Raw genomic sequence first — 26,280 nt, forward strand, 5'->3', positions numbered from 1 at the left:
GGCGCTGAGATTACTGGCCAAGGGCCCACGGGGAGAGAGCCTGTGGACAACTCTGCCCTGCCGCATCGCGCCCACGCGCGCTAGAGTCCCCGGCACAGGAACGTTACTCATCAGTAAGACGCGAGAACGGGCGCGTACGTACGCGTCCCGACGAGTAAGGGGATTCGGCCATGCGGCTCGGCATCAACCTCGGCTACTGGGGCGCGGGAATGGACGGCGACAACCTCGCCGTCGCCAAGGAGGCCGACAAGCTCGGCTACGACGTCTGCTGGGCGGCCGAGGCCTACGGCTCGGACGCGCCGACCGTACTGGCCTGGGTCGCGGCCCAGACCGAGCGCATCGACGTCGGCTCCGCGATCCTCCAGATCCCGGCCCGCCAGCCCGCCATGACCGCGATGACGGCCGCCACCCTCGACTCCCTGTCCGGCGGCCGCTTCCGCCTGGGCCTCGGCGTCTCGGGGCCGCAGGTCTCCGAGGGCTGGTACGGCGTCAAGTTCGACAAGCCGCTCGCCCGCACCCGGGAGTACGTCGAGATCGTCCGCAAGGCGATGACGCGGGAGCGGCTCTCCTACGAGGGCGAGCACTGGACGCTGCCGCTGCCCGGCGGCCCCGGCAAGCCCATCAAGCTGACCGTGCACCCCGAGCGCGAGCACATCCCGCTCTACATCGCCGCGATCGGCCCCAAGAACCTGGAGCAGACCGGCGAGATCGCCGACGGCGCGCTGCTGATCTTTCCGGCCGCCGAGCACATCGAGGCCACCGCGATCTCCCACATCCGCGCGGGCCGCGAGAAGGCCGGCCTGACCATGGACGGCTTCGACGTCTGCCCGACGCTGCCGATCTCGCTGGGCACCGACGCGGACGTGCCGGCACTCGCCGACATGTTCCGTCCGTACACCGCGCTGTACGTCGGCGGCATGGGCAGCCGCAAGCAGAACTTCTACAACCAGCTCGCCCAGCGCATGGGGTACGAGAAGGAGGCCGCCGAGATCCAGGACAAGTACCTGTCCGGCGACAAGGCGGGCGCGGGCGCCGCGGTGCCGCAGCAGCTCATCGACTCGACCACGCTGCTCGGCTCGGTCGAGCGGATCGCCGACCGGATGCAGGCGTACGCGGCCTCCGGTGTCACCACGCTGACCCTGGCCCCGGCCGGCTTCACGCTCGACGAGCGGCTCGCCTCGCTGCGCGCGGGCACCGAGGCGCTGGAGCGCGCGGGCCTGGCCTGAGAGGAACGCCCGACGGGATCGTCCCAAGAGATGGTCTCTGCGGCCGTGGTGGGGGCTCGGGGGTCTTCCCCGCCACGGCCGTCATGTCTGACAACGCCCCGACACGCCGCCCGGTTACGGCGATGTGGGCACCGCACATTCCTTCGTTCGGCCCAGTGGGGCCCGACCCCTGTTGCCGCCGGTGGTTCGCCGCATTTGACTCGGTTGCGCATGGTCACTGTGCGCACCCCGGAGGTACGGCGATGCTCTCGGCCAAGAGTCTGTTCCAGGAGATCCTCGACCACGACGAGTCGTTCCGGCTGTTCTGCTCCATCGCGGCCAGCGGCGAGTCCCAGGGCGGCTGGGAGAACGGCCGGATCGCCACCCTCCTGCCCCAGAGCTGCCGTGACCTCGCCCCCAAGGCCGCCCGGCACGGCGCCGACGAGGACAAGCACGGGCGGATCTTCAACGCGCTGCTGAAGAGGCGCTGCCTGAGTCCCGTCGACGTACCGCCCGACACCGACTACACGATGCTGCTCGAACAGCACGGCATCGGGCTCGGCCACGAACAGCTCCGGGGCGAAGCACCGCTCACCGAACAGGACGTCGTCGTCTACCTCGCCCACAGCCGGGTCACCGAACAACGCGCCTCCGAACAGATGGAACTCCTGCGCCGGCACTTCGGCTCGGACCCCGACATCGGCCGGGCGGTACGCATGATCTCCGACGACGAGGACAACCACCTGGCGTACTGCCACGAGGAGTTGCTGCGCCTGGCCCGGGCCGGACACGGCCCCGTGATCCAGCGCGTACTGCGCGAGTGCGCGCTCGCCGAGATCCGTGTGTACCGCGACGTCAGCCTCGCCGTGATGGCCCACATGGGACGGATCCTCTCCTGGCCGCGCGCCAAGGCGGCGGTCCTCGCGGCGGGCATCCACGCGGTGTACGCCTACGAACGGCTCGGCGGATGGCGGCGGATGGTCAGCCTCACCATGCCCGAGCGGCGCGACGCGCTCGGCGGTCCGCCCGTCCCCGCCCCAGGATTCGCCTGAGCTACAGCCAGCCCCGGCGCTTGAACAGCCGGTACAGGGAGATTTCGAGCACCACCATCAGGAGGATCACCGCCGGGTAGCCCCACCACCAGTGCAGTTCCGGCATGTGGTCGAAGTTCATGCCGTAGACGCCGGCCACCATCGTGGGAACCGCAGCCATCGCCGCCCATGCCGAGATCTTCCGCATGTCGTCGTTCTGGCGGACGCTCACCTGGGCGAGATGGGCCGAGAGGATGTCGGAGAGCAGCCGGTCCAGGCCCTCCACCGCCTCGTTGGTCTTCATCAGGTGGTCGTCCACATCGCGGAAGAACGGCTGCGACTTGGCGTTCACGAACGGCACGCCCGCGCTCGCGAGCCGCTGCACGGGCTGCGCGAGCGGGCCGGTCGCCCGGCGGAACTCCAGGAGCTGCCGCTTGAAGGTGTAGATCCGCGAGGCGGTGTTCTTGGTGTCGCCGCCGCCCGTCGGCGAGAAGATCTGCGCCTCCAGCTCCTCCAGGTCGGTCTGGAGCTCCGCCGCCACCTCCGTGTAGTGGTCGACGACCGCGTCGCTCACCGCGTACAGGACCGTCGTCGGCCCGTGCTTGAGGAGCTCCGGCTCGGCCTCCAGCCTGCGCCGCACCGCCTTGAGCGGGGCGCCCTCGCCGTGCCGGACGCTCACCACGAAGCAGTCGCCCACGAAGAGCATCAGCTCGCCGGAGGTCACGGTGTCGCTGTGCGGCTCGTACACCACCGGCTTCAGGACCATGAACAGCGAGTCGTCGTAGACCTCGAGCTTCGGCCGCTGATGCGCCTTCAGGGCATCCTCCACGGCCAGCCTGTGCAGTCCGAACTCGCTGCTGACCAGGTCGAATTCCTCCTCCGTCGGCTCGTAGAGGCCCAGCCAGAGGAAGCTGTCGCCGATGGCGCGCGCCTGGTCCAGGGCGTCCGAGAAATCCCTCGGGCCCTCGGTGCGGCGCCCCTCGCGGTAGATGGCACAGTCGACGATCATTGCGGGCATTGTCCCTTGATCGGGAGCCGCCCGCACCCGAGGGCGGCCGGGCGCCTAGGCTGGCGCACATGGCCACGCTGATCCTCGTACGCCACGGACGTTCCACCGCCAACACGGCGGGGGTGCTGGCCGGCTGGACGCCGGGTGTCGCCCTCGACGAGCGCGGCCGCGCCCAGGCCGCCGCCCTGCCCGCCCGGCTCGCCTCTGTGCCGCTCGCCGCTGTCGTCACCAGCCCGCTGCAACGCTGCCGCGAGACCGTGCAGCCGCTCCTGGACGCCCGCCCCGGCCTGCCGCTGCACCCCGAGGACCTGATCGGCGAGTGCCACTACGGGGACTGGTCGGGCCGAAAGCTGTCCGAGCTCTCCACCGAACCGCTGATGGAGGTCGTGCAGCAGCACCCCTCCAACGCGGCCTTCCCCGGCGGCGAGTCGATGCGCGCCATGCAGACCCGGGCCGTCGAGGCCGTACGGGACTGGAACACCCGGATCGAGACCGAGCACGGCTCCGACGCGGTCTACGCCATGTGCTCGCACGGCGACATCATCAAGTCGATCGTGGCGGACGCCCTCGGCATGCATCTCGACCTCTTCCAGCGGATCTCGGTGGAACCGTGTTCCCTCACTGTCATCCGTTACACCCGTCTGCGGCCCTTCCTCGTACGCCTCGGGGACACCGGCGACCTCGCCTCGCTCGCCCCGCGCGAGAAAGAGCCGGACGATCAGGCCGAGGTCGGTGGCGGTGCGGGAGCACCGTGATCGCCGCGCGCAGTAGGGTGGACGCGCCGAAAACCGCTGCTCCAACTCCGAACTAGGGAGACCAGAACGTGTCCCGTCAGGTGTTCTTCTACGACCCGCCGGACCGTTTCGTGGCCGGCACGGTCGGGCTGCCCGGGCGCCGTACGTTCTTCCTCCAGGCGTCCGCGGGCAGCCGCACCACCAGCGTCGCCCTGGAGAAGACCCAGGTCGCAGCCCTTGCCGAACGGATCGACGAGCTGCTCGACGAGGTCGTGCGCAGGACCGGGGGAAACGCTCCGGTGCCCGCCGTCGCCCCGCCCGACGTCACGGACACCGCCCCGCTCGACTCTCCTGTCGAGGAGGAGTTCCGGGTCGGCACCATGGCGCTGGCCTGGGACGGCGATGAACAGCGCATGATCATCGAGGCGCAGGCCCTCGTCGAGCTCGACGCGGACACCGAGGACGACCTCGCCGAGGCCGAGGAGCGCATGCTCCAGGACGAGGAGAACGGCCCGCCGATGCTGCGGGTGCGCCTGACCGGGGCCCAGGCCCGGGCCTTCGCCAAGCGCGCCCTCGACGTCGTGAACGCGGGCCGGCCGCCGTGCCCGCTGTGCAGCCTGCCGCTCGACCCGGAAGGACACGTATGCCCGCGCCAGAACGGATACCGCCGCGGAGCCTGACCTCCGCCGAGCTCCTCGCCAAGGGTGAGCTCACCGTCCTCGGGCGGATCCGCGAGGCGTCCAACGCGGTCCTGTACTGCTCCGTCGCGTACGGGGACGACAGCGCGGAGTGCGTCTACAAGCCCGTCGCGGGGGAGCGGCCGCTGTGGGACTTCCCCGACGGCACGCTCGCCCAGCGCGAGGTCGCGGCGTACGAGGTGTCGCAGGCGACCGGCTGGGACCTCGTGCCGCCCACCGTGCTGCGCGACGGGCCCTACGGCGAGGGCATGGTCCAGCTGTGGATCGAGCCGGTCGAGGGGGACTCCGGGCTGCTCGCGCTCGTCGACGACGAGGAGCCGGCCGAGGGCTGGAAGGCGGTCGCCCTCGCGGAGGTCGGCGAGGGGCGCACCGCGCTGCTCGTGCACGCGGACGACGTGCGGCTTCGGCGCCTTGCCGTGTTCGACGCAGTGATCAACAACGGGGATCGCAAGGGCGGGCATCTGCTGCCCGCGTCCGGTGGGCGGCTGTACGGGATCGATCACGGGGTCACGTTCAACGTGGACGACAAGTTGCGGACGCTGCTGTGGGGGTGGGCGGGCGAGCCGCTCACCTCGGAGGCGGTGGGCGCCCTGGAGGGCCTGGCCGAGGCCCTTCGACCCCGGGAGCCGCTGGCCGTGCGGCTGGGTGGGCTGATCACCGCGGCGGAGGTGGCAGCGGTGCGGGAGCGGGTTGCCGCGCTGCTCGAAGCCGGGGTTCACCCCGCGCCCTCCGGGGAGTGGCCGGCTATTCCGTGGCCGCCGGTCTGAGACGGGTCCCTGCGGGGGCTCTGCCGCAGACCCCGATGGCCCCGCCCCGCCCCTTCCCGAAAGCCTCCGACGGTTGGGGGAAGGTGCGGTCCGGTGTTGGTCGGCCGCGGGTCGTGCGCGGCTGGTCGCGCAGTTCCCCGCGCCCCTAGCAGGATTGACCCTGGCCGGCACCGGCATCTTCAGCCCGTCCGGCCTCTTGCGCGCTGCCCAGCAGGCGCCTCCAGCCCGTCCGGCGTTTGAGGACGAGCGCCAGAGCCCCAGCAGTGTGGGGCCTAGCACTCTCGATCCCAGCGGCGCAAGAGGGGGGATTCGGCCAAGCGCGGGGTCCGGTTCGTATCCGGAACCCGCGTCCGGTTACGCTCAAGACATGCATGCCTGGCCCGCTTCTGAGGTCCCCGCCCTGCCCGGCAAGGGCCGCGACCTCCGGATCCACGACACCGCGACCGGCGGTCGAGTCACCCTCGACCCGGGTCCCGTCGCCCGTATCTACGTCTGCGGGATCACCCCGTACGACGCGACCCACATGGGTCACGCGGCGACCTACAACGCGTTCGACCTCGTTCAGCGCGTGTGGCTCGACACCAAGCGGCAGGTTCACTACGTCCAGAACGTGACGGACGTGGACGACCCCTTGCTGGAGCGAGCCATCCGCGACGGCAAGGACTGGGTGGAGCTCGCCGAGGGCGAGACCGCGCTGTTCCGCGAGGACATGACCGCCCTGCGCCTGCTCCCCCCGAAGCACTACATCGGCGCGGTCGAGTCGATACCCGGGATCGTCCCGCTCGTCGAACGGCTGCGGGACGCGGGAGCCGCGTACGAACTCGAAGGGGACATCTACTTCTCCGTCGAGAGCGACCCGCACTTCGGCGGGGTCTCGCACTACGACGCCGCCGCCATGAAGGCGCTGTCCGCCGAGCGCGGCGGCGACCCTGAGCGGCCCGGCAAGAAGAACCCGCTCGACCCGATGCTGTGGATGGCCGCCCGCGAGGGCGAGCCGAGCTGGGACGGCGCCTCTCTCGGGCGCGGCCGCCCCGGCTGGCACATCGAGTGCGTCGCCATCGCCCTCGACCACCTCGGCATGGGCTTCGACGTGCAGGGCGGCGGCTCCGACCTGATCTTCCCGCACCACGAGATGGGCGCCTCCCACGCCCAGGCGCTGACCGGCGAGTACCCCTTCGCCAAGGCGTACGTGCACGCCGGCATGGTCGCCCTGGACGGCGAGAAGATGTCCAAGTCCAAGGGCAACCTGGTCTTCGTCTCCAAGCTGCGGCGCGACGGCGTCGACCCTGCCGCCATCCGCCTCACCCTGCTGGCCCACCACTACCGGGCCGACTGGGAGTGGACCGACCAGGTGCTCGAGGACGCCCTCGAGCGCCTCGGGCGCTGGCGAGCCGCCGTGTCGCGGCCCGACGGGCCGTCCGCGGACGCGCTGGTCGACGAGGTCCGCGAGGCCCTCGCCGACGACCTCGACGCGCCCGCCGCCCTCGCCGCGGTGGACCGCTGGGCCGAGCGGCAGGACACCGAAGGCGGCACCGACGAGGCCGCCCCCGGCCTCGTCTCCCGCACGGTCGACGCCCTCCTCGGTGTCGCCCTGTAAGGATCAACCGGCTCCGCCCGAACCGCCCTTGGACTCCTCGTGAGTCCGGGGGCGGTTTCGTTTTTTCCTGGGGCCGCCCCATGTTTCCTCGGCCCACCCCATGGTCCAATGCTCGTTTGTGCGCTAAACACGCTCTATGCAATCACCAATACGCACGAGAGTGGCGCTCGCGGGAGCGGCCGTGCTCGGTCTGCTCGCGGTGTTCGCGGGGCCGGGCAGCGCGCAGGCCGCCCCGCCCGCGGACGCCCCCGCCGACACCTCCGTAGGGAACGTGACCGGCTTCGAGGCCGCCGCGGGCTCCGTCTTCACGCTGCACGCGGGTGCGGCCGAGGCCCGGGTCAGCTTCGTCGCCGCCGACACCTTCCGCATCGAACTCGCCCCGGACGGCAAGTTCACCGACCCGACCGGCTCCGACATCGTCCTGCCGCAGGGCAGGCCCCCGGCCGCCCGCTGGAAGGACCGGGGCGACCGCTATGAGCTGAGCACCGACAAGGTCACCCTGCGTGCCTTCAAGTCCCCGCTCCGCTTCGCCCTCTACAAGGCGGACGGCACCCGGCTCTGGGCCGAGACCAAGCCGCTGAGCTGGACCAAGGACACCACCACCCAGACCCTGTCGCGCGGCGCCACCGAGCAGTTCTACGGCGGCGGCATGCAGAACGGCCGGGGCAACACCTCGCACCGCGACCAGACGGTCCAGGTGAGCGTCGACGACAACTGGAACGACGGAGGCCACCCCAACTCCGTCCCGTTCTACCTCTCGACGGCCGGCTACGGGGTCTTCCGCAACACGTACGCCCCCAACACGTACGTCTTCGGGCAGCCCGTCACCGCGAGCGCCAAGGAGCAGCGCTTCGACGCCTACTACTTCGCGGGCGATGCCAAGCAAGTCATCGGCGACTACACCCAGTTGACCGGAAAGCCGTTCCTGCCGCCGGTGTACGGGCTCGAACCCGGTGACTCCGACTGCTATCTGCACAACGCCAACCGCGGCGAGCGCCACACCCTCGACGCCCTCAAGATCGCCGACGCGTACAAGACCAACGACATGCCGGGCGGCTGGATGCTCGTCAACGACGGCTACGACTGCGGATACGAGAATCTCGCCGAGACGGCCAAGGGCCTGCAGAACGACTCCATGCACATGGGGCTGTGGACCGAGGACGGCCTCGACAAGCTCGCCGACCAGGTCAAGGCGGGTCAGCGCGTCGCCAAGCTCGACGTCGCCTGGGTCGGCGACGGGTACAAGCACGCGCTCGACGGCTGCAAGGCCGCCTACCAGGGCATCGAGGCCAACAGCGACGCGCGCGGCTTCACCTGGGCCCCGGAGAGCTGGTCGGGCGCGCAGCGCTGCGGCGTCCAGTGGTCCGGCGACCAGTCGGGCAGCTGGGACTACATCCGCTGGCAGATCCCGACGTACGCGGGCGCCAGCATGTCGGGCCTCGCCTACACCAGCGGCGACATCGACGGCATCTTCGGCGGCAGCCCCAGGACGTACACCCGCGACCTCCAGTGGAAGTCGTTCCTGCCCACCGTGATGACGATGGACGGCTGGGCCGCGAGCGACAAGCAGCCCTACCAGTACGGGGAGCCGTACACGTCGATCAACCGCAGCTATCTCAAGCTCAAGGAGTCGCTGCTGCCCTACATGTACTCCTACGCCCACGAGGCGACGAAGACCGGGGTCGGCCCCGTCCGCCCGCTGGCGCTCGAATACCCCGACGACCCGAAGGCGGCCACCGACGCCGCCAAGTACGAGTTCCTGTCCGGCGAGGACTTCCTGGTCGCGCCGGTCTACCAGGACACGACCGTACGCAACGGGATCTACCTGCCCAAGGGCACCTGGATCGACTACTGGAGCGGACGGACCTACCAGGGCCCGACCACCGTCGACCATTACAGCGCGCCGCTCGACACGCTGCCGCTGTTCGTGAAGGCGGGCGCCGCCGTCCCGATGTGGCCCGGCATCCGCTCCTACCAGGACCGCACCGCCGGCTCGCCGCTGGCCTGGGACATCTACCCGCAGGGCCGCTCCTCCTTCCAGCTGTACGAGGACGACGGCGTGACCCGGGCGAACCGGACCGGCGCCTTCGCCACCCAGCGCGCCGACGTCTCGGCTCCGCAGCGCGGCGCGGGCGACGTACGGGTCCACGTGAGCGCCAGCACGGGCGAGTTCAAGGGCAAGCAGGCCACCCGCCCCTACGAGCTGACCCTGCACACGGGCAGCGCGCCCGCCGCGGCCGAGGTCCAGGGACGGCAGCTCGCGCGGCTCGGCTCGAAGGCCGCGTACGACAAGGCTGCCACGGGCTGGTTCTACGACCCGAGCGACCGGGGCGGCGTGGTGCTGGTGAAGACCGCGAGCCTGCGCACGGACAAGGCGTTCGAGGTGAGGCTCAAGGACACCAGCGCCGTCGGCGGCCGCACCCCGGGCGACCGGGTCACGCTGGCCGCGCCTGCCGGGCAGGAGCTCGGCGCGGGTGCTCCCGGCAAGGTGGCGGTGGACGTCACCGCCGGAACCAGGGACGCGACCGGCGTCAAGGTGTCCGTCGACGCGCCGGCCGGGTGGACCGTGACCCCGGCCGCCGCGCTCGACCGCGTCCCGGCCGGCGCCACCCGGCGCGTCGAGGTGGGCGTCACTCCCGCCAAGGACGCCAAGCCCGGCGAGAGCACGCTGAACGTCAACTCGGCGTCCGCGCAAGGGAGTTCACAGCAGCGGATCGCGGTCTCCGTGATGCCGGCGCCGCCCGCGGCCGACACCTGGGCCAGTGACATGGTCTGGCTGACGTCCTCCAATGGATACGGGCCGCCCGAACGCGACCGCTCCAACGGTGAGTCCGGAGCGGCGGACGGCCACACCCTCACGCTCGCCGGGAAGACGTACGCCAAGGGCATCGGCGCCCACGCCGACTCCGACATCGAGGTCTACACCGGCGGGCGCTGCACCGCCTTCACCGCCGACGCCGGCATCGACGACGAGATCAACGGCTACGGGGAGGTCGCCTTCTCCGTCGAGGCGGACGGCAAGGTCCTGTGGACTTCGCCGAAGGTGACCGGGGCCTCGGCGACCGTGCCCGTGAACGTGCCGCTCGGCGGCGCCCGGCACGTCCATCTGAAGATCACCGACACCAACAACTCCAAGTCCGGCGACCACGGGGACTGGGCCGGCGCCAGGTTCAGCTGCGCCTAGACACACGGCGGGCGCCGGGCGGGGACATGCCCACCCGGCGCCCTCTGTGCGGGAGTTGGCGCTACTGCTTGTTCACCACGATCGCCTGGATGACGCTGTTGGTGTTGTCGTAGAACCCGATGACCTGCTGCCCGAACGCGAAGGCCTCCTGGACCTCGTCATGGGTGACGGGGTTGGGGTTCGCGAGCTGGCGCCAGGCGCCGTCGATGAACAAGTACAGGATCGACGGCTGGCCGGGCAGCGGGGTCACGACGTCCCAGAACTTCGTGGCGATGCCGCTGACCAGGGCGGCGCTGTTGACCGCGGCCGGCAGCACGAGAGGCTGGCCGATGCCCTGCTGCTGACCCTGCTGGCCGCCCATCTGCTGGAGCAGCTGCTGGTAGGGCTGCTGCTGCCCGAGCTGCTGGAGCTGCTGCTGGATCTGCGGCGGCAGCTGCTGGCCGATGCCCTGCTGGCCGTACTGCGGGGTGAAGCCCTGCTGCTGGCCGAAGCCCTGCGGCGGGGACGTGCTGGGGCCCTGCTGGCCCGTCTGCTGGCCGTACTGCTGCTGTTGGTGCATCTGGTGCTGCTGGCTCATCTGCGGGGTGGTGCTCATGCGGGTGTCACCTTCCCTTGTGTGAGTTCCGTTAGCTGTCCGGTGCCCGGAGGCTCAGCCGGCGACCACCAGGCCGACGACCTCGTCGTCCGAGAACCAGACCCGTATGTCCGGCCGTCCGGCCGCGAAGGCGGAGTGCACCGCCTGGCGGAGTTCGGGCGCGGGATTGTTCAGGTTGCGCCATGCCCCGGCCACGAACAGCCGGAGCCTCGGGGGCAGTTCATGGGGGTACGGGATCAGTTCGTCCCAGTACCGCTCGGCCTGGCCGGTGCCGACCGTCGAGGGCATCAGTCGGGTCACCGCGGCCTTGATGTCGGGCCGGTTGCCGATGCGCTGCGAGGCGGGGCGGCCCGGCGCGTCCTGCTGCGGCGAACCGGACGACCGCAGGATCGTACGGGCCCGCTCCGGCGTCATCGGGTCCTGCCCGGTGGCCTTCAGCATGCCCTGCAGCGAGGCGAGGGCACCGACCACGATGGGTGAGGCCGACGACGTCCCGGAGAACGTGTCCGTGTACCAGGCGATCTCCTCCGTGCCGCCCTGGAGGTCGCCCTCACGGTGCCAGAACCCGCCGGTGGTGGTGGTCTCGCGGCCCCAGCCCTGGGCGTCCATGCGTGCGCCGTAGTTGGAGAACGCGAGCCGCGAGCGGTCCGGGCCGTGGTCGCGGCCGTGCGTGCCGGGCGGCGGCGCGCCGGCGCCCACCAGGACCGCGCCCGAGGACTGGTTGGACGGGTTGAACGGGTTGCGCCAGTCCTGCGGGAAGCCCTCGGGGCGCCGCTCGTACAGCGCGTCGTCCAGGCTCTCGCCGCCGTTGCCGCCGGCCGCCACCACGAGGACGCCCTTCGCGGTCGCCCAGCGGATCGCCGCGAAGTCGTCCGGCCACCACTCGATCGGGATGTAGCCCACCTGGTCGTCCCGGTCCTGGAAGTCGGACCTGGGCCCCGGGCGGTGCAGTTCGATCAGGACGATGTCGCCGGGCGAGAGCCGCTCGGCCGCGGCGTGGACCGCCGCCGCCGTGCCGATGCCCTGGAACGACGCAGCCGCCGTGACCGCCTCCGGGGCGATCCCGGTGATGCCCTTCTCGTCCCGGTCGCCGCCGATGACCCCGAGCACGGCCGTGCCGTGGTTGCGCCACGCCACGTCCTGCACCGGGCTGCCGACCACGATCCCGGCGAGCTTCTCCACCAGGTCCTCGTGGCCGAGCTGCCAGGCGCCCTCGACGTCGATGACGGTGACGCCCTCGCCGGAACCGCCCGGGCGCAGCCACGCCCAGTAGGCGTCGACGCCCTCGGGCGCGGGGTTCAGATAGCCCTGCCGGCCGGTGTAGTCGGGCGTCGCCGGGGCGCCCTCCTTCAGCCGCTTGATGGTCTCCTCGTCGCGTCCCGTCATCGAGGCGGGCACGGCGCCCGGCTTCACGTACGCCGTCTCGACCTCGGGCAGCGCGGCGAGCCGTGCGCTCAGCTCCGCGGCCCGCTCGCCGCCACCGCGTACCCGGTAGTAGAGGGACAGGTCCGGGAGCGCCTCGCGGGAGGTGTCCTGCGGGATCTGAGCCAACCGCTCCTCGCGGCCGAACAGCGGCTCCAGGGCGATCTGTTCGTCGGCGAGGAACATCGAGAGAGCCGAGGTGTCGGCCCCGGAAGCCGAGCGGATGCCCTCGGCGCCGACGCGCAACCGGGCCTCGGCCCGCGCGACGACGATCAGTTCCGGCTCGGCTCCGTGATAGGTGAATCCAGCTCCATCGGGTCCTGGCCCCGCCGTTCCGGGGCCCTGGCCCGGGTGAATCCGATCGGTCATCGCTTCCGCCGCTCCCCTCGGGTGCTGTGCTTGGCGTGCCTACGGGGACACACCTTGCTACCGGAGCGGCGGAACGTAAACCCCGCTGGCGCGAACAAAGTTTGAAATCAAGCTGAATGGGAAACCCGTGCATTTGGGCCGGAAACCGATGTCACGCCGCAAGTCGGCCAAATGCGGGTGAGTTCGGTGGGGTGCGGTGGGCTTCGAGCGGCCCCTGTGACAGGGAGGTTGACGCGTCTGCGCCCGGTGGCCGAATAGGCACCCGGGATGGTGACATGGCGGCCCGAACGCGCTTTCCGGATGACGACGCCGACGGGACCGGGGCACGACCGGATAGGCCTGCCGGCAACGGTCGGCCGAGCCGGGCGCCCCAAAGGGGCGCGGGGCCGTGACATCGCGCGGCCCCGCCGCGTGGGCGTGCCCAGCCCCCACCGGGCCCGCAGCCGAAGCGCTCAGTTACTGGCCGGCGGCATGCCAAACCGTCGTCACGTTGCAGAACTCCCGAATCCCGTGTCCGGACAATTCCCGCCCGTACCCGGACCGCTTGATCCCCCCGAAGGGGAACGCGGGATGCGACGCGGTCATCCCGTTGAAGAACACCCCGCCCGCCTGAAGATCCCGTACGCAGCGCTCGACCTCGCCGTCGTCACGGGTCCAGACGTTCGAACTCAGGCCGAACGGCGAGTCGTTGGCGACCGACACCGCCTCGTCGAGGTCCCGCACCCGGTACAGCGTGGCGACCGGGCCGAAGGTCTCCTCCTGGTGGATCCGCATGTCCTGGGTGATGCCGGCCAGGACGGTGGGCAGGTAGAACCAGCCCCGCTCGCTCCCCTCGGGACGGCTCCCGCCGCACAGCGCGGTCGCTCCCTTGCGTACGGCGTCGTCGACGAGTTCCTCCAGGTCGGTGCGGCCCTGCTTGCTCGCCAGCGGGCCCACGTTCGTGTCCTCCAGGAGCGGGTCGCCGACCTTCAACTCCCGCATTCCCGCCGTGAAGTGCTCGGCGAACGCGTCGTAGACGTCGGTGTGGACGATGAAGCGCTTCGCTGCGATGCAGGACTGCCCGTTGTTCTGCACCCGGGCGGTCACCGCGGTCCGCGCGGCCCGTTCCACATCGGCGGAGGGAAGGACGAGATAGGGGTCGCTGCCGCCGAGTTCGAGCACCGTCTTCTTGATCTCGTCGCCGCAGATCGCCGCGACGGAGCGGCCCGCCGGCTCGCTGCCGGTCAGTGTCGCTGCCGCCACCCGCCGGTCGCGCAGCACCTTCTCGACGCCGTCGGAGCCAATGAGCAGCGTCTGGAAGCACCCGTCGGGGAAGCCCGCCCGGCGGAACAGGTCCTCCAGGTACAGCGCGGTCTGCGGCACGTTCGAGGCGTGCTTGAGCAGGCCGACATTGCCCGCCATCAGGGCGGGCGCCGCGAACCGTACGACCTGCCAGAGCGGGAAGTTCCACGGCATCACCGCGAGGATCACGCCGAGCGGCCGGTAGTGGACCCTGCACCGCTCGGCCCCGGAGTCGTGGACGTCGTCCTGCGCGGGCTCCTCGTCGGCGAGCAGGGCTTCTGCGTGCCCGGCGTACCAGCGCATCGCCTTGGCGCACTTCGCCGCCTCGGCCCGGGCCGCCGCGATGGGCTTGCCCATCTCCAGGGTCATGGTGCGCGCGATCTCGTCCCGGTCGCCGTCGAGGAGGTCGGCGGCCCGCAGTACCAGCCGCGTGCGTTCGTCGAACCCGGTTGTGCGGTAGTCGGCGAAGGCGGCCCCGGCCGTGGCGAGGCGGCGCTCCACCTCCTCGGGCCCCATGGCACCGAAGCTCTTGAGCGTCTCACCGGTAGCCGGATTCACCGTGGCGATGGCCATGACGTACGACACCTCCCGAAGGCACTGGTCCTTCGACCTTCCCGCGCGAGGGGAGGCGCCGCAACGCGAACCGGGCCCGGCCCGGGGCTACTCCTCGGAGGTGTCCTCGCCGGGGTCGTCCGTCTTCGGCGGCTTCGGGGGCCGGGTGCGCCCGCTGGAGGTGTCCCGCAGGTACGAACCGTCGCCCTCGGTGGCGTGGCCGCCCGCCGTGGCCTGACCGGGGCCGGGACCGCCGTCCCGGCGCCGCAGGTACCGCTCGAATTCGCGGGCGATCGCTTCGCCGGACGCCTCGGGCAGGTCCGCGGTGTCGCGCGCCTCCTCCAGCGTCTGGACGTACTCGGCCACCTCGCTGTCCTCGGCGGCCAGTTGGTCGACGCCGAGCTGCCAGGCCCGGGCGTCCTCGGCGAGCTCGCCGAGCGGAATCCTCAGGTCGATCAGGTCTTCCAGGCGGTTGAGCAGGGCGAGCGTGGCCTTGGGGTTCGGCGGCTGGGACACGTAGTGCGGCACCGCGGCCCAGAGGCTGACCGCGGGAACTCCCGCATGCGTACAGGCTTCCTGGAGGATGCCGACGATGCCGGTCGGGCCCTCGTACCGGGTCTCCTCCAGATCCATGGTCCGCGCCAGGTCCGGGTCGGAGGTCACGCCGCTGACCGGAACCGGCCGGGTGTGCGGGGTGTCGCCGAGCAGCGCGCCCAGGATCACCACCATCTCCACGCCCAGCTCGTGCGCGAAGCCCAGGATCTCGTTGCAGAACGACCGCCAGCGCATCGACGGCTCGATGCCGCGCACCAGCACCAGATCGCGCGGCTTGTCGCCGCCGACCCGCACCACGGAGAGCCGGGTGGTCGGCCATGTGATCTTGCGGACCCCGCCGTCCAGCCACACGGTCGGCCGGTTGACCTGGAAGTCGTAGTAGTCCTCCGCGTCCAGCGCCGCGAAGACCTCGCCCTTCCACGCCCCGTCCAGGTGCGCGACAGCGGAGGAGGCGGCGTCGCCCGCGTCGTTCCAGCCCTCGAACGCGGCGATCATGACCGGGTCGACCAGCTCGGGAACGCCCTCCAGCTCGATCACCCAGTGCCTCCCTCAGAAGTTCCCTTGCGTACGTCCCAACCTTACGGCTTCAGACCTACCCAGCCGCAGCCCCCGTGCACGGTCCTCCGGCGTCGGGAGTGACGGAGGAATGAAGGGGCTCCGGGCGGGGCAGCGGCACACTTGGACGCCGATTCATCCGAGCTGTGGGCCGTAAGTTCGTGCACGACCCTGGACGCTGGCGCTCGGGCGGGGATATACATCGGATGACCGGAAGAGATCCGATGTCCACACGGATGTTCCCGTAAAGGTTCCTGCGGACGTGCGTTCAGTGATTCATCGGTTCATTCCGGCGAAGATCCACGGGTAGTGCCGCGGGTAGTGCCATGGGCAGATCCACGTGTTCATCCAGGGGGGCGTGCATGAGGCCGAGCGTCACGGGGTTCGAGGTACACGACATCCGCTTTCCCACCTCGGAACGGCTCGACGGCTCGGACGCCATGAACCCGGACCCCGACTACTCGGCCGCCTATGTGGTGCTGCGCACCGACGACGGCCACGAGGGCCACGGCTTCGTCTTCACCATCGGCCGCGGCAACGAGGTGACCGCCGCCGCCATCGAGGCGCTGAAGCCCTACGTCGTGGGCCGCCCGGCACCGGCCGCCGCGGCCGATCTCGCCGCCCTGCACCACGACCTCACCCACGACTCCCAACTCCGTTGGCTGGGGCCGGAGAAGGGGGTCGTGCACATGGCGGCGGGCGCCGTCGTCAACGCCGCCTGGGACCTGGCGGCCACCACGGCGGGCCTGCCCGTGTGGGAGTTCCTCGCCACGATGTCGCCCGAGGACCTGGTCTCGCTCGTCGACTTCCGCTATCTCACGGACGTACTGACCAAGGACGAGTCGCTCGCCATCCTGCGCGCCGCCGAACCCGGCCGCGCCGCGCGGGCCCGGCTCCTCAGGGAAGAGGGCTACCCCGCGTACACCACCTCGCCCGGCTGGCTCGGCTACGACGACGCCAAGCTGGTCCGCCTCGCGAAGGAGGCCGTCGCCGACGGCTTCGTCCAGATCAAGCTGAAGGTCGGCGCCGACCTCGACGACGACGTCCGCAGACTCGGCCTGGCCCGCGCCGCCGTGGGCCCCGGCATCCGCATAGCCGTCGACGCCAACCAGCGCTGGGACGTCTCCGAAGCGATCCGCTGGATGGCCGCGCTCGCCCCGTACGAGCCGCACTGGATCGAGGAACCGACCAGCCCCGACGACATCCTCGGCCACGCCGCCGTGCGGGCCGGGCAGCCGGTGAAGGTCGCCACCGGTGAACACGTCGCCAACCGGGTCGTGTTCAAACAGCTCCTCCAGGCGGGTGCGGTCGATTTCGTGCAGATCGACGCGGCCCGGGTGGCCGGGGTGAACGAGAACCTGGCGATCCTGCTGCTCGCCGCCAAGTACGGCGTGCCCGTCTGTCCGCACGCGGGCGGCGTCGGCCTGTGCGAACTGGTCCAGCACCTCGCCATGTTCGACTTCGTCGCGGTCTCCGGCAGCCGCGAGGACCGGGTCATCGAGTACGTCGACCACCTGCACGAGCATTTCGCGGCGCCCGCCGTCGTCGAGGCCGGCCGCTACCGCGCCCCGACCGCCCCCGGCTTCTCCGCCCGTATGCACCCCGCCACCCTCGCCGCCTACCGCTATCCGGACGGCCCGCAGTGGCTGGCCCGCCGACCAGCCAAGGAGGTCAACTCATGAGCAGCGCAAGGGACTTCGAGGGCATGGCAGCCCTCGTCACGGGCGGCGCCTCGGGCATCGGCGCCGCCGCCGCCGAACTCCTCACGGAGCGCGGCGCCCGCGTCGCCGTACTCGACCGGGACGTGAAGGGCGCCCCGGGCGGCACCCTCGCCCTGGAGGCCGACGTCACCGACGACGCGGGCGTACGGGACGCGGTCGCCCGGACCGTGGCCGAACTCGGCGCCCTGCACACCGTCGTCTCCAACGCGGGCATCGGCGCCGTCGGCACCGTCGAGGACAACGACGACGCCGAATGGCACCGCGTCCTCGACGTCAACGTCCTCGGCATGGTCAGGGTCGCCCGGCACACGCTGCCCCATCTGCGACGCGCGGCCGGGGAGCGGCCCGGCTGCGCGTCCCTCACCCAGACCTGCTCGATCGCCGCCACCGCCGGGCTGCCGCAGCGCGCCCTGTACAGCGCGGCCAAGGGCGCCGTCCTCTCCCTCACCCTCGCGATGGCCGCCGACCATGTGCGCGAGGGGGTGCGGGTCAACTGCGTCAACCCCGGCACCGCGGACACCCCCTGGGTCGCCCGGCTGCTCGACCGGGCGGACGACCCGGAGGCCGAACGCGCCGCCCTGCGGGCCCGCCAGCCGATGGGGCGCCTCGTCTCGGCGGCCGAGGTCGCCGCCGCGATCGGCTACCTCGCAAGCCCGGCGGCGGCCGCCGTCACCGGCACGGCGCTCGCCGTGGACGGCGGCATGCAGGGTCTGCGCCTGCGACCGAGTACCTGAGCCGCAACTCCACCAAGGACGGGACCATGAGAGTGCGTACGACAACTGCCGCCGCTTGCACCGCACTTGTCGCGGCCCTGTTGCTCACCGGCTGCAACCGCGAGTCCGGCGGTACGGGATCCCAGAAGGTCGGCATCGACCTGCCGCGCAGCGACAGCGACTTCTGGAACTCCTATCAGCAGTACATCGAGAAGGGCGTCAAGGCCGGCGAGGTCTCCGCGCTGCCCCTCACCAACTCGCAGAACGACGTCGGCAAGCTGGTCGCCGACGTCACCGCCTTCACCGATCAGGGTGCCAAGGCGGTCGTCATGGCCCCGCAGGACACCGGCGCGATCGCCTCCACCCTCCAGAGCCTGAACCAGCGCAAGATCCCGGTCATCAGCGTGGACACCCGCCCCGACAAGGGCGATGTCTACATGGTCGTACGGGCAGACAACAAGGCGTACGGCGAGAAGGCCTGCAAGTACCTGGGAGAGCAGCTCAAGGGAAGGGGTGAAGTAGCCGAATTCCAGGGGGACTTGAGCTCCATCAACGGGCGCGACCGCTCCGAGGCGTTCAAGTCCTGCATGGACAAGAGCTACCCCGGCATCAAGGTGTACGAGCTGGCCACCGACTGGAAGGGCGACGTCGCCTCCGCCAAGCTCCAGTCCACACTCGCCGCCCACCCCGGTCTGAACGGCATCTACATGCAGGCCGGCGGGGTCTTCCTCCAGCCGACCCTCGCCCTGCTCCAGCAGAAGGGCCTGCTGAAGCCGCCGGGCACCGCCGGTCACATCACGATCGTGTCCAACGACGGCATCCCCGAGGAGTTCGACGCGATCAAGGCCGGGAAGATCGACGCGACCGTCTCCCAGCCCGCCGACCTCTACGCGAAGTACGCGCTGTACTACGCGAAGGCGGCCCTGGACGGCAAGACGTTCAAGGCCGGCCCGACCGACCACGGCTCGAACATCATCAAGATCGACAACGGCTACGAGGACCAGCTGCCGGCGCCCCTGGTCACCAAGGACAACGTGGACGACGCCTCGCTGTGGGCGAACCAGCTGCGGAAGACGAGCTAGCGATGGCACCCGAACCGGCGGAAGGGCGGGGCATGGGGCCCGAACCCGCTCTGCACGCCCACGGCATCGTCAAGCGCTTCGGGCCCACGCTCGCCCTCGACGGCGTCGGCCTGACCGTGCGGCCCGGCGAATCGCACGCTCTGGTCGGCCGCAACGGCGCCGGGAAGTCCACCCTGGTCGGCGTGGTCACGGGGCTCCACCGGCCGGACGCGGGGGCCGTCACGTTCGGCGGCGCGCCCGCACCGGCCTTCGGGGACCGGGCCGGCTGGCGGTCCAAGGTCGCCTGCGTCTACCAGAAGTCCATGGTCGTCCCGGACCTGACCGTCGCCGAGAACCTGTTCCTGAACCGCTTCGAGGGCGAACGCATCCGCTGGAGCCGGCTGCGCCGCCGCGCCCGTGACCTCCTCGCGGAGTACGGAGTGAACGTCGACCCGGATGTCAGAGCCGGTCGACTGCCCGTAGAGCAGCGTCAGTTCGTCGAGATCGCCCGCGCCCTGTCGTTCGGCGCCCGCCTGATCGTCCTCGACGAGCCGACCGCCCAGCTCGACGCCCGCGGCATCCAGCGCCTGTTCACCAAGCTCCGCGAGCTCCAGGCGCAGGGCGTGGCGTTCCTGTTCATCTCGCACCACCTCCAGGAGGTGTACGACCTGTGCACGGCGGTCACCGTCTACCGCGACGCCCGCCAGGTCCTGACGGCCTCCGTCGCCGACCTGCCCAAGGACGAGCTGGTCGCGGCGATGACGGGGGAGCGGGCAGGTGTGGCCGGGGCCTCCTGGCGCGCGGCCTCGGGTCCCGCCCGGACGTCGTCGGAGCCGGTTCTGCGGACCGAAGGGCTGGCTCTCGACGGGGAGTTCGAGGCGCTCGACCTCGCGGTGCACCCGGGCGAGGTGCTCGGCGTCGCCGGGGCCGCGGCCAGCGGAAACACCGCGCTCGGCGAGACCCTGGCCGGGATGCGCCGGGCCGGCGCGGGCCGGGTCACCGTACGGGGCAGAGCGGTGAAGCCGGGCAGCGTGCCGCATGCGCTCGACGCGGGCATCGGCTACATCCCGGAGGACCGGCACCGCCAGGGCCTCGTCCCGGACCGCTCGGTCGCCGAGAACGCGACGCTCACGGTGACCGACCAGCTCGGGCCCTGGGGGACCGTACTCCCTTCCAGGACAAGGGAGTTCGCGCTGTCGATGATCGCCTCCCTCGACATCAGGACGCGCGGGCCCGAGCAGCCGGTGTCGGGCCTGTCGGGCGGCAACCAGCAGAAGGTCGTGGTGGCCCGCGCGCTCGCCCGCAAACCGGTGGCCCTGGTCGCGGTACGCCCCACGGCGGGCGTGGACGTCAAATCCAAGGACGCGCTCCTCGGTGTGGTGCGGCGGGTGGCCGACGAGGGCAGCGCGGCGGTGATCGTCTCCGACGAACTCGACGACCTCCGGGTGTGCGACCGGGTGCTCGTGCTGTTCCACGGGCGGGTCGTCGCGGAGTACGGCAGCGGATGGACCGACGGGGAGTTGGTCGCGGCGATGGAAGGTGTGCGGGACGTGGAAGGTGCTGGGAAGGCAGGGGAGCGGCCATGACCGATACGGCGACCGAGGCACCGGCGGGCGTACGGGACGCGAGCCCGCTCGGGCGCCTGGCCCACATCCGCTGGAGCGACTTCTCCCTCGTGCCCGTGATCCTCGTCCTGATGGTCATCGGCTTCATCGTCTCGCCGGTGTTCCTCACCTCGGGCAACCTGATCAGCGTCATCCAGCAGTCCTCCGAGCTGAGCCTGCTCGTGCTCGGCCAGGCCCTGATCCTGATCTGCGGGCGGATGGACCTGTCCCTGGAGTCGACGATCGGCATCGCGCCCGTCATCGCGATGTGGCTGGTCCTGCCGTCCTCGGCGCCGGCCGGCCGCTTCACGGGCGTCGGCCTGCTGCCCGGCTGGACGGCGATCCCGGTGTGCCTCCTGGTCGGCCTGGCGATCGGCGCCTTCAACGGCTTCCTCATGCTGAAGCTGAACGTCAACGGGTTCATCGCGACGCTCGGGATGCTGACGATGCTGCGGGGGCTGCACGTCGGCATCACCGGCGGCCGCTCGATCATCGACATGCCGCCGTCCTTCCGCTACCTCGGCATGACGGACTGGCTCGGCGTGCCCGCCGCGGTCTGGATCTGCCTCGCGCTCTTCGCGATCGGCGGGGCGGCGCTGGCGTGGCTGCGGCACGGGCGGGCGCTGTACGCGATCGGCGGGAACGCGGAGGCGGCGCGGGCGGCGGGGATCCGGGTGGACCGGGTGACATGGATCGTGCTGGCGACGGGCGGTCTGCTGGCCGCGTTCGCGGGGATTCTGTATACGGGGCATTACGGTTCGGTCGCGGCGAACCAGGGGAACGGGTGGATCTTCCAGGTGTTCGCGGCGGCGGTGATCGGGGGGATCTCCCTGAAGGGCGGGCGGGGCACGCTCTTCGGTGCCCTGACGGGTGTGCTCACGCTCCAACTGGTGGTGAACGTCATGACGTTGGGCGGGGTCCCCGCCCTCTGGAACCAGTTCCTGAACGGAGCGATCATCATCGTGGCGCTGGTGATCAGCCGCTACGCGAGCGGCGAAAAACAGGACTAGCGCCCACCCGCCCCTTCCCTGAACCCGCCGGGGGTTGAAGGCCCCTGGGGCTCCTCACTTGCCGGAAGGTCTGCGTATGTCCGCCGGGCACCCTCCCAAGGGCCACCCTGGGCGGGAAGTTGGATACCCTCTCGCGGTTGGGTTTGGGGCATCGGCGGGCCCACCGCCGCAACAGGGGACGGATTTTCATGAGCGCACCTTCCACCGACCTTTTCCAGCCGCTGGGGCCGGACGACCCGTCCACGGTGGGCGGATACCGTCTGACCGCCGTGCTGGGCGCGGGCGGCATGGGCAAGGTGTACCTCTCCTACACCCCCGGCGGACGCCCCATCGCGCTCAAGGTGATCCGCCCCGAGTTCAGCGAGGACCCCGAGTTCCGGCGCCGCTTCCAGCAGGAAGTGAAGGCGGCTCAGCGCGTGCAGGGCCTCTACACCGCGCCCGTCATCGACTTCGACACCGACGGCACCCAGCCCTGGCTGGCCACGGCCTACGTCCCCGGTCCCTCCCTCGCGGACGCCGTGTCCCGGCACGGGCGCCTGCCGCTGCGCAGCGTGCTGCTGCTCGCGGTCGGCGTCGCCGAGGCGCTGCACGTCATCCACGGCGCGGGCATCGTCCACCGTGACCTGAAGCCCGCGAACGTACTCCTCGCCGCCGACGGCCCCCGCGTGATCGACTTCGGCATCGCCCGCGCGGCGGACGCCACTTCGCTGACCGGCCACGGGGTCAGCGTCGGCACGCCCGCGTTCATGGCACCCGAGCAGGCCTCCGCGGGTACGGTCACCCCGCACACCGACATCTTCGCCCTCGGCCAGATCGTGGCCTACGCGGCGATCGGCGCGCCCGCGTACGGCGAGGGCTCCTCGCACGCCGTGCTGTACCGCATCGTGCACGAGGACCCCGACCTCAGCGCGCTGCCGGCAGAACTGCGGCCCCTGGTGACGCGGTGCCTCAGCCGCGACCCGGCCGACCGGCCCAGCCTGACCGAGGTCATCCAGATGTGCCACGACCTCTCGCCCGCCCCGCTCCGCCAGGGCGAGGACTGGCTGCCCCAGGCGGTCGCCGGTTCCATCACCGAGCGCCTCCAACTGCCCGAACCGGCGAAGACCCCGCCGCCCCAGCCCGCCGTGGCCCCGACGCCGACCGAAGTCTCCGCGCAGCCTCCGACGCAGGGCGCGAACCCGTACGCCCCGACCGGTATGGGCATGGCCGCCGCCCCGACGCAGAGCGCCCCCGCCGCTCCGATGCACGCACCGAGCGGTCCCGCCGGTCCGGGCCCGGTGCCGCCGGGCTATCAGACGCCCCCGCCCGGCTACCAGACTCAGCCGGCCTACCAGACCCACCCCGGCTATCAGACGCCTCCGCCCGGGTACGGACCCGGCTACCCCACTCCGGCGCCCGCCCACCACCCCGGCTACCCGCCCGCCGCGCCCAAGCGCAAGCGCACGGGGCTCATCGTCGCCGGATCCGTCGTGGCGGCGGTCATCGGCATCGTGGTCGTCGTCTCCCTGCTGCCGAAGGGCTCCGACAACAAGGCCAAGGGCAGCTCAAGCGCGGTCGGTGGAAGCAAGTCGGCCGGCACCGGGACCACGAGCGGTGGGTCGAGCGGCAAGAACCAGAAGCCCGCCGACCCCACCCCGGCGTCCTACCAGGGCATCAACCTGACGGCCAACTACCAGCTCATGATGGCCGACAACCCGCCGCGCCCCGCCTCCGGCGGCAACGCGGGCGTGATGTACAACCACGGAGACCTGTACTTCTACATGGACACTCTCTTCGGAGACACGAAGGTCGGGACCGACAACGGCAAGCTGGTCGTCCTGAACAACTCGGAGAAGGGCTCGCTGGAGACCTGTCGGGCGGAAACCCGCTACACCGACAAGATCGGCCTCGACCAGCTCACGGACGGGTCGGAGATCTGCGTGCTCAGCGACGCGGGCCACATCGCGGTGGCGACGTACCGCGGCAAGTCCGGCACGAACGACCCGAGCAAATACATCACCCTGGACCTCAAGATCTGGCGCAACGCAGAGGAGCCGAGGAAGCACTGAGGCGAGGCCGGCGGTGCTGGGTGCCCGAGCCCTTCGGGGCCGGGTCGCCAAGGTGCCCACCTCACCCCTGGAGGGGCGGGTGGGGGAGACCTACAGGGTTGACCTCAACCACTGCTCCACGCTGGCGATATGCACAGTCGCCCAGGACCGGGCCGCCTCCGCGTCCCGGTCGCGCAGGGCCGAGAGAATCGCCCGGTGCTCGTGCAACGTCCGGCTCACCGCGTCCTCCTGGGTGAGGCCCCGCCAGATACGGGCCCGGGTCGTGGGCCCGGACAGCCCGTCGAGGAGCGAGCACAGCACCGAGTTCCCCGACCCCGCCACGATCCCCCGATGGAATTCGAGGTCGGAGGCCACCAGTTCCTCCACGGAGGGCGAGGCCCCCAGCGCGTCCAACTGGGCCGACAGCACGTCGAGTTGGGCATCGCTGATCCTCGACACCGCCATCGCCGTGGCGGCCGGCTCCAGAATGCGGCGTACCGCGAGGAACTCCAGGACCGTGTCGTCGCGGTGGAAGTCGACGACGAAGCTCATCGCCTCGAGCAGCAGCTGCGGGTCCAGGCTGGTGACGTAGGTGCCGTCGCCCTGACGGACGTCCAGGATGCGGATCAGGGACAGCGCCCGCACCGCCTCGCGCAGGGAGTTGCGGGACAGGCCGAGTTCCGCCGCCAGTTCGCTCTCCTTGGGGAGCCGGTCGCCCGGCCGCAGCGCACCGGAGACGATCATTTCCTTGATCTTCTCGATGGCCTCGTCGGTGACAGCCATGGGCGACCTCCATACATCCGATGTATCGGCCCCCATTATGCGCGCTTCGCCCTCCTCGCGGCCCGCACTCCCCGAGAGAGCCCGAACCCGTCGGCGGTGACCGGCCGGAGGCCGCCGGTGTGCCCCGTGGAAGCCGGAAGGGCGGCTCCCGTGCAGGGGAGCCGCCCTTCCGTCACATCGCTGACGCTTCGTCAGTTCTTCTTCTGCAGCAGGACGTCGACCTTGTCGCGGATCTCGTCCGTGGCCAGACCCCGGATCGTCAGGGTCGTGCGGCGGCGCAGCACGTCGTCCGCCGTCTCGGCCCACTCGTGGTCGCGGGCGTACACGACCTGCGCCCAGATCTCCGGCGCGTCCGGGTGGATGCGCTCGGCGAGGGCCGCGTCGTCGTTGGCCAGGCGCGCGATGTCGAAGGACAGCGAACCGTAGTGCGTGGCCAGGTGCTTGGCGGTGTCGGCCGCCATGCGGGGGCCGGGCGCCGGGCCGTCCACCATCAGGCGGTGGGCGACGGCGCGCGGGTTGGCGATGCCGGGCAGCGGCATCTTGCCGGGGAGCTCGGAGATGGGCTCGAAGTCGTCGCCGAGCGGGTGGCCCGGCAGCTGCTCCAGCTTCTTCATCACCGTACGGCCGATGTGGCGGAAGGTCGTCCACTTGCCGCCGGCCACCGACAGCATGCCGCCGCGGCCCTCGGTGACGACCGTCTCGCGCTTGGCCTTGGAGGTGTCGCCCGGACCGCCGGGCAGCACCCGCAGACCGGCGAAGGAGTACGTGATCAGGTCGCGCGACAGCTGCTGGTCGCGGATCGAGAACGCGGCCTCGTCGAGGATCTGCGCGGTGTCCGCCTCGGTGACGCGGACGTCCGCCGGGTCGCCCTCGAACTCCTCGTCGGTGGTGCCGAGCAGCAGCATGTCCTCCCAGGGCAGGGCGAACGTGATGCGGTACTTGTCGATCGGGGTCGCGAGCGCGGCCTTCCAGGGGGCGGTGCGCTTGAGGACCAGGTGCGCGCCCTTCGACAGACGTATGGAGGGAGCCGAGTTCGGGTCCTCCATCTTGCGCAGGTGGTCGACCCAGGGGCCGGTCGCGTTCAGAACGAGGCGGGCGTTGACGCCGAACTCCTCGCCGTCCATGCGGTCCTTGAGGTCGGCGCCGGTGACCCGGCCCTTGGTGAAGCGCAGGCCGGTGACCTCGGCGTGGTTGAGGACGACCGCGCCGGCCTCGACGGCCGCGCGGACCGTCATCAGGGCCATGCGGGCGTCGTTCATCTGGTCGTCGCCGTACACGGCCACGGCCTTCAGGTTGTCCGTACGCAGCTCCGGCACGTCCGCCGCGGCCTTCGCGGGCGAGAGCAGGTGGCCGACGCCGTCGCCGAAGGCGGAAAGCGCCGAGTAGGCGAAGACGCCGGCACCCAGCTTGGCGGCGCCGTGCGGGCCGCCCTTGTACACGGGCAGGTAGAACGTGAGCGGGTTGGCGAGGTGCGGGGCCACCTGACGGGACACCGCACGCCGCTCGAAGTGGTTCTCCGCGACCAGCTTCACCGCGCCGGTCTGCAGGTAGCGCAGACCGCCGTGGAGCAGCTTGGAGGAGGCGGAGGAGGTGGCGCCGGCGAAGTCACCGGCGTCCACCAGGGCCACCCGCAGACCGGACTGCGCGGCGTGCCAGGCGGTGGAGATGCCCAGGATGCCGCCGCCGATGACCAGGAGGTCGTACGTCGCCTTGGACAGTTGCTCCCGAGTCTCGGCGCGGCTCGGGTGGGAGCCGGAGGCCGGGTGCGTCCCGAGGGCAGGGACGCTCTGCAGGGTGGTCATGTCGA

At 71.1% G+C, this 26,280-nt stretch carries 20 protein-coding genes; 13 read left to right on the top strand and 7 right to left on the bottom strand.

Going from position 1 to position 26,280, the window contains the following annotated elements:
* Positions 1-170: 170 nt before the first annotated feature.
* Both ABD346_RS17585 and ABD346_RS17590 read left to right on the top strand, forming a co-directional pair.
* Positions 171-1,226 (top strand): LLM class F420-dependent oxidoreductase, encoded by a 1,056-nt coding sequence (locus ABD346_RS17585; RefSeq protein ID WP_344375812.1) that lies wholly within the window; start codon positions 171-173, stop codon positions 1,224-1,226.
* A gap of 242 nt (positions 1,227-1,468) precedes the next feature.
* Positions 1,469-2,257 (top strand): ferritin-like domain-containing protein, encoded by a 789-nt coding sequence (locus tag ABD346_RS17590; RefSeq protein ID WP_344375813.1) that lies wholly within the window; start codon positions 1,469-1,471, stop codon positions 2,255-2,257.
* 1 nt (position 2,258) lies between these two features.
* On the opposite strand, the gene corA is transcribed toward ABD346_RS17590, so the two are convergent.
* Positions 2,259-3,254, bottom strand: a complete 996-nt coding sequence (gene corA / locus ABD346_RS17595; RefSeq protein ID WP_344375815.1) for a magnesium/cobalt transporter CorA — start codon at positions 3,252-3,254, stop codon at positions 2,259-2,261.
* A gap of 59 nt (positions 3,255-3,313) precedes the next feature.
* On the opposite strand from corA, the gene ABD346_RS17600 reads away from it, so the two are divergent.
* The 5 genes from ABD346_RS17600 (at position 3,314) to ABD346_RS17620 (ending at position 10,225) form a co-directional block, all read left to right on the top strand.
* The gene (locus ABD346_RS17600; protein ID WP_344375817.1) at positions 3,314-4,000 is read left to right on the top strand and encodes a histidine phosphatase family protein; all 687 of its coding nucleotides are present in this window, start codon (positions 3,314-3,316) and stop codon (positions 3,998-4,000) included.
* Positions 4,001-4,068: 68 nt separating this feature from the next.
* A complete protein-coding gene (locus ABD346_RS17605; RefSeq protein WP_344375820.1) occupies positions 4,069-4,659 on the top strand; it encodes a DUF3090 domain-containing protein in 591 nt (196 codons plus the stop codon).
* Positions 4,623-5,444: an SCO1664 family protein gene (locus ABD346_RS17610; protein WP_344375822.1), complete on the top strand. Its 822-nt coding sequence runs from the start codon at positions 4,623-4,625 to the stop codon at positions 5,442-5,444. The genes ABD346_RS17605 and ABD346_RS17610 overlap by 37 nt, the downstream gene beginning before the upstream one ends.
* Positions 5,445-5,811: 367 nt before the next feature.
* Positions 5,812-7,041: a cysteine--1-D-myo-inosityl 2-amino-2-deoxy-alpha-D-glucopyranoside ligase gene (mshC, locus tag ABD346_RS17615; RefSeq protein WP_344375823.1), complete on the top strand. Its 1,230-nt coding sequence runs from the start codon at positions 5,812-5,814 to the stop codon at positions 7,039-7,041.
* Between the two features lie 136 nt (positions 7,042-7,177).
* Complete coding sequence (locus tag ABD346_RS17620) at positions 7,178-10,225, top strand: NPCBM/NEW2 domain-containing protein (RefSeq protein WP_344375825.1); 3,048 nt, start codon at positions 7,178-7,180, stop codon at positions 10,223-10,225.
* A gap of 61 nt (positions 10,226-10,286) precedes the next feature.
* Here ABD346_RS17620 and ABD346_RS17625 read toward each other — a convergent pair whose 3' ends face one another.
* From ABD346_RS17625 to ABD346_RS17640, 4 genes are all read right to left on the bottom strand, one after another.
* Positions 10,287-10,820, bottom strand: coding sequence for a hypothetical protein (locus tag ABD346_RS17625; RefSeq protein WP_344375827.1), 534 nt, complete (start codon positions 10,818-10,820; stop codon positions 10,287-10,289).
* 54 nt (positions 10,821-10,874) lie between these two features.
* The gene (locus tag ABD346_RS17630) at positions 10,875-12,611 is read right to left on the bottom strand and encodes a S8 family peptidase (protein ID WP_344375829.1); all 1,737 of its coding nucleotides are present in this window, start codon (positions 12,609-12,611) and stop codon (positions 10,875-10,877) included.
* Positions 12,612-13,067: 456 nt separating this feature from the next.
* The gene (locus ABD346_RS17635; RefSeq protein ID WP_344375831.1) at positions 13,068-14,465 is read right to left on the bottom strand and encodes an NADP-dependent succinic semialdehyde dehydrogenase; all 1,398 of its coding nucleotides are present in this window, start codon (positions 14,463-14,465) and stop codon (positions 13,068-13,070) included.
* An 87-nt stretch (positions 14,466-14,552) separates the two neighbouring features.
* On the bottom strand, positions 14,553-15,536 hold the full coding sequence (locus tag ABD346_RS17640; RefSeq protein WP_053723482.1) for a PAC2 family protein: 984 nt from the start codon (positions 15,534-15,536) through the stop codon (positions 14,553-14,555).
* Between the two features lie 380 nt (positions 15,537-15,916).
* Between ABD346_RS17640 and ABD346_RS17645 the strand changes: the two genes are divergently transcribed.
* From ABD346_RS17645 to ABD346_RS17670, 6 genes are all read left to right on the top strand, one after another.
* Positions 15,917-17,236 (top strand): enolase C-terminal domain-like protein, encoded by a 1,320-nt coding sequence (locus ABD346_RS17645; protein WP_344375833.1) that lies wholly within the window; start codon positions 15,917-15,919, stop codon positions 17,234-17,236.
* Entirely contained in the window at positions 17,233-18,009 is a 777-nt protein-coding gene (locus ABD346_RS17650; RefSeq protein ID WP_344375835.1) for an SDR family NAD(P)-dependent oxidoreductase, read from the top strand. Before ABD346_RS17645 ends, ABD346_RS17650 begins: the two co-directional genes overlap by 4 nt.
* Positions 18,010-18,035: 26 nt before the next feature.
* Complete coding sequence (locus ABD346_RS17655; RefSeq protein ID WP_344375837.1) at positions 18,036-19,070, top strand: sugar ABC transporter substrate-binding protein; 1,035 nt, start codon at positions 18,036-18,038, stop codon at positions 19,068-19,070.
* Positions 19,071-19,102: 32 nt separating this feature from the next.
* Positions 19,103-20,635, top strand: coding sequence for a sugar ABC transporter ATP-binding protein (locus ABD346_RS17660; protein WP_344375838.1), 1,533 nt, complete (start codon positions 19,103-19,105; stop codon positions 20,633-20,635).
* On the top strand, positions 20,632-21,663 hold the full coding sequence (locus tag ABD346_RS17665; protein ID WP_344375840.1) for an ABC transporter permease: 1,032 nt from the start codon (positions 20,632-20,634) through the stop codon (positions 21,661-21,663). The genes ABD346_RS17660 and ABD346_RS17665 overlap by 4 nt, the downstream gene beginning before the upstream one ends.
* 188 nt (positions 21,664-21,851) lie before the next feature.
* A complete protein-coding gene (locus tag ABD346_RS17670; protein WP_344375841.1) occupies positions 21,852-23,711 on the top strand; it encodes a serine/threonine-protein kinase in 1,860 nt (619 codons plus the stop codon).
* Between the two features lie 90 nt (positions 23,712-23,801).
* Here ABD346_RS17670 and ABD346_RS17675 read toward each other — a convergent pair whose 3' ends face one another.
* Together ABD346_RS17675 and ABD346_RS17680 are read right to left on the bottom strand one after the other, a co-directional pair.
* Entirely contained in the window at positions 23,802-24,473 is a 672-nt protein-coding gene (locus ABD346_RS17675) for a FadR/GntR family transcriptional regulator (RefSeq protein WP_344375843.1), read from the bottom strand.
* A gap of 191 nt (positions 24,474-24,664) precedes the next feature.
* A complete protein-coding gene (locus tag ABD346_RS17680; RefSeq protein WP_053723490.1) occupies positions 24,665-26,275 on the bottom strand; it encodes a glycerol-3-phosphate dehydrogenase/oxidase in 1,611 nt (536 codons plus the stop codon).
* Positions 26,276-26,280 lie beyond the last annotated feature (5 nt).

Source organism: Streptomyces mauvecolor (genome assembly GCF_039532965.1).
In the GTDB taxonomy this organism is placed as follows: Bacteria; Actinomycetota; Actinomycetes; order Streptomycetales; family Streptomycetaceae; genus Streptomyces; species Streptomyces violascens.

Coding starts and splice junctions, on each gene's coding strand:
- mshC (WP_344375823.1), top strand. CDS start 5,812: ATGCATGCCTGGCCCGCTTCTGAGGTCCCCGCCCTGCCCGGCAAGGGC.
- ABD346_RS17600 (WP_344375817.1), top strand. CDS start 3,314: ATGGCCACGCTGATCCTCGTACGCCACGGACGTTCCACCGCCAACACG.
- ABD346_RS17650 (WP_344375835.1), top strand. CDS start 17,233: ATGAGCAGCGCAAGGGACTTCGAGGGCATGGCAGCCCTCGTCACGGGC.
- ABD346_RS17670 (WP_344375841.1), top strand. CDS start 21,852: ATGAGCGCACCTTCCACCGACCTTTTCCAGCCGCTGGGGCCGGACGAC.
- ABD346_RS17660 (WP_344375838.1), top strand. CDS start 19,103: ATGGGGCCCGAACCCGCTCTGCACGCCCACGGCATCGTCAAGCGCTTC.
- ABD346_RS17645 (WP_344375833.1), top strand. CDS start 15,917: ATGAGGCCGAGCGTCACGGGGTTCGAGGTACACGACATCCGCTTTCCC.
- ABD346_RS17620 (WP_344375825.1), top strand. CDS start 7,178: ATGCAATCACCAATACGCACGAGAGTGGCGCTCGCGGGAGCGGCCGTG.
- ABD346_RS17635 (WP_344375831.1), bottom strand. CDS start 14,465: ATGGCCATCGCCACGGTGAATCCGGCTACCGGTGAGACGCTCAAGAGC.
- ABD346_RS17665 (WP_344375840.1), top strand. CDS start 20,632: ATGACCGATACGGCGACCGAGGCACCGGCGGGCGTACGGGACGCGAGC.
- corA (WP_344375815.1), bottom strand. CDS start 3,254: ATGCCCGCAATGATCGTCGACTGTGCCATCTACCGCGAGGGGCGCCGC.
- ABD346_RS17610 (WP_344375822.1), top strand. CDS start 4,623: ATGCCCGCGCCAGAACGGATACCGCCGCGGAGCCTGACCTCCGCCGAG.
- ABD346_RS17675 (WP_344375843.1), bottom strand. CDS start 24,473: ATGGCTGTCACCGACGAGGCCATCGAGAAGATCAAGGAAATGATCGTC.
- ABD346_RS17630 (WP_344375829.1), bottom strand. CDS start 12,611: ATGACCGATCGGATTCACCCGGGCCAGGGCCCCGGAACGGCGGGGCCA.
- ABD346_RS17625 (WP_344375827.1), bottom strand. CDS start 10,820: ATGAGCACCACCCCGCAGATGAGCCAGCAGCACCAGATGCACCAACAG.
- ABD346_RS17655 (WP_344375837.1), top strand. CDS start 18,036: ATGAGAGTGCGTACGACAACTGCCGCCGCTTGCACCGCACTTGTCGCG.
- ABD346_RS17680 (WP_053723490.1), bottom strand. CDS start 26,275: ATGACCACCCTGCAGAGCGTCCCTGCCCTCGGGACGCACCCGGCCTCC.
- ABD346_RS17585 (WP_344375812.1), top strand. CDS start 171: ATGCGGCTCGGCATCAACCTCGGCTACTGGGGCGCGGGAATGGACGGC.
- ABD346_RS17590 (WP_344375813.1), top strand. CDS start 1,469: ATGCTCTCGGCCAAGAGTCTGTTCCAGGAGATCCTCGACCACGACGAG.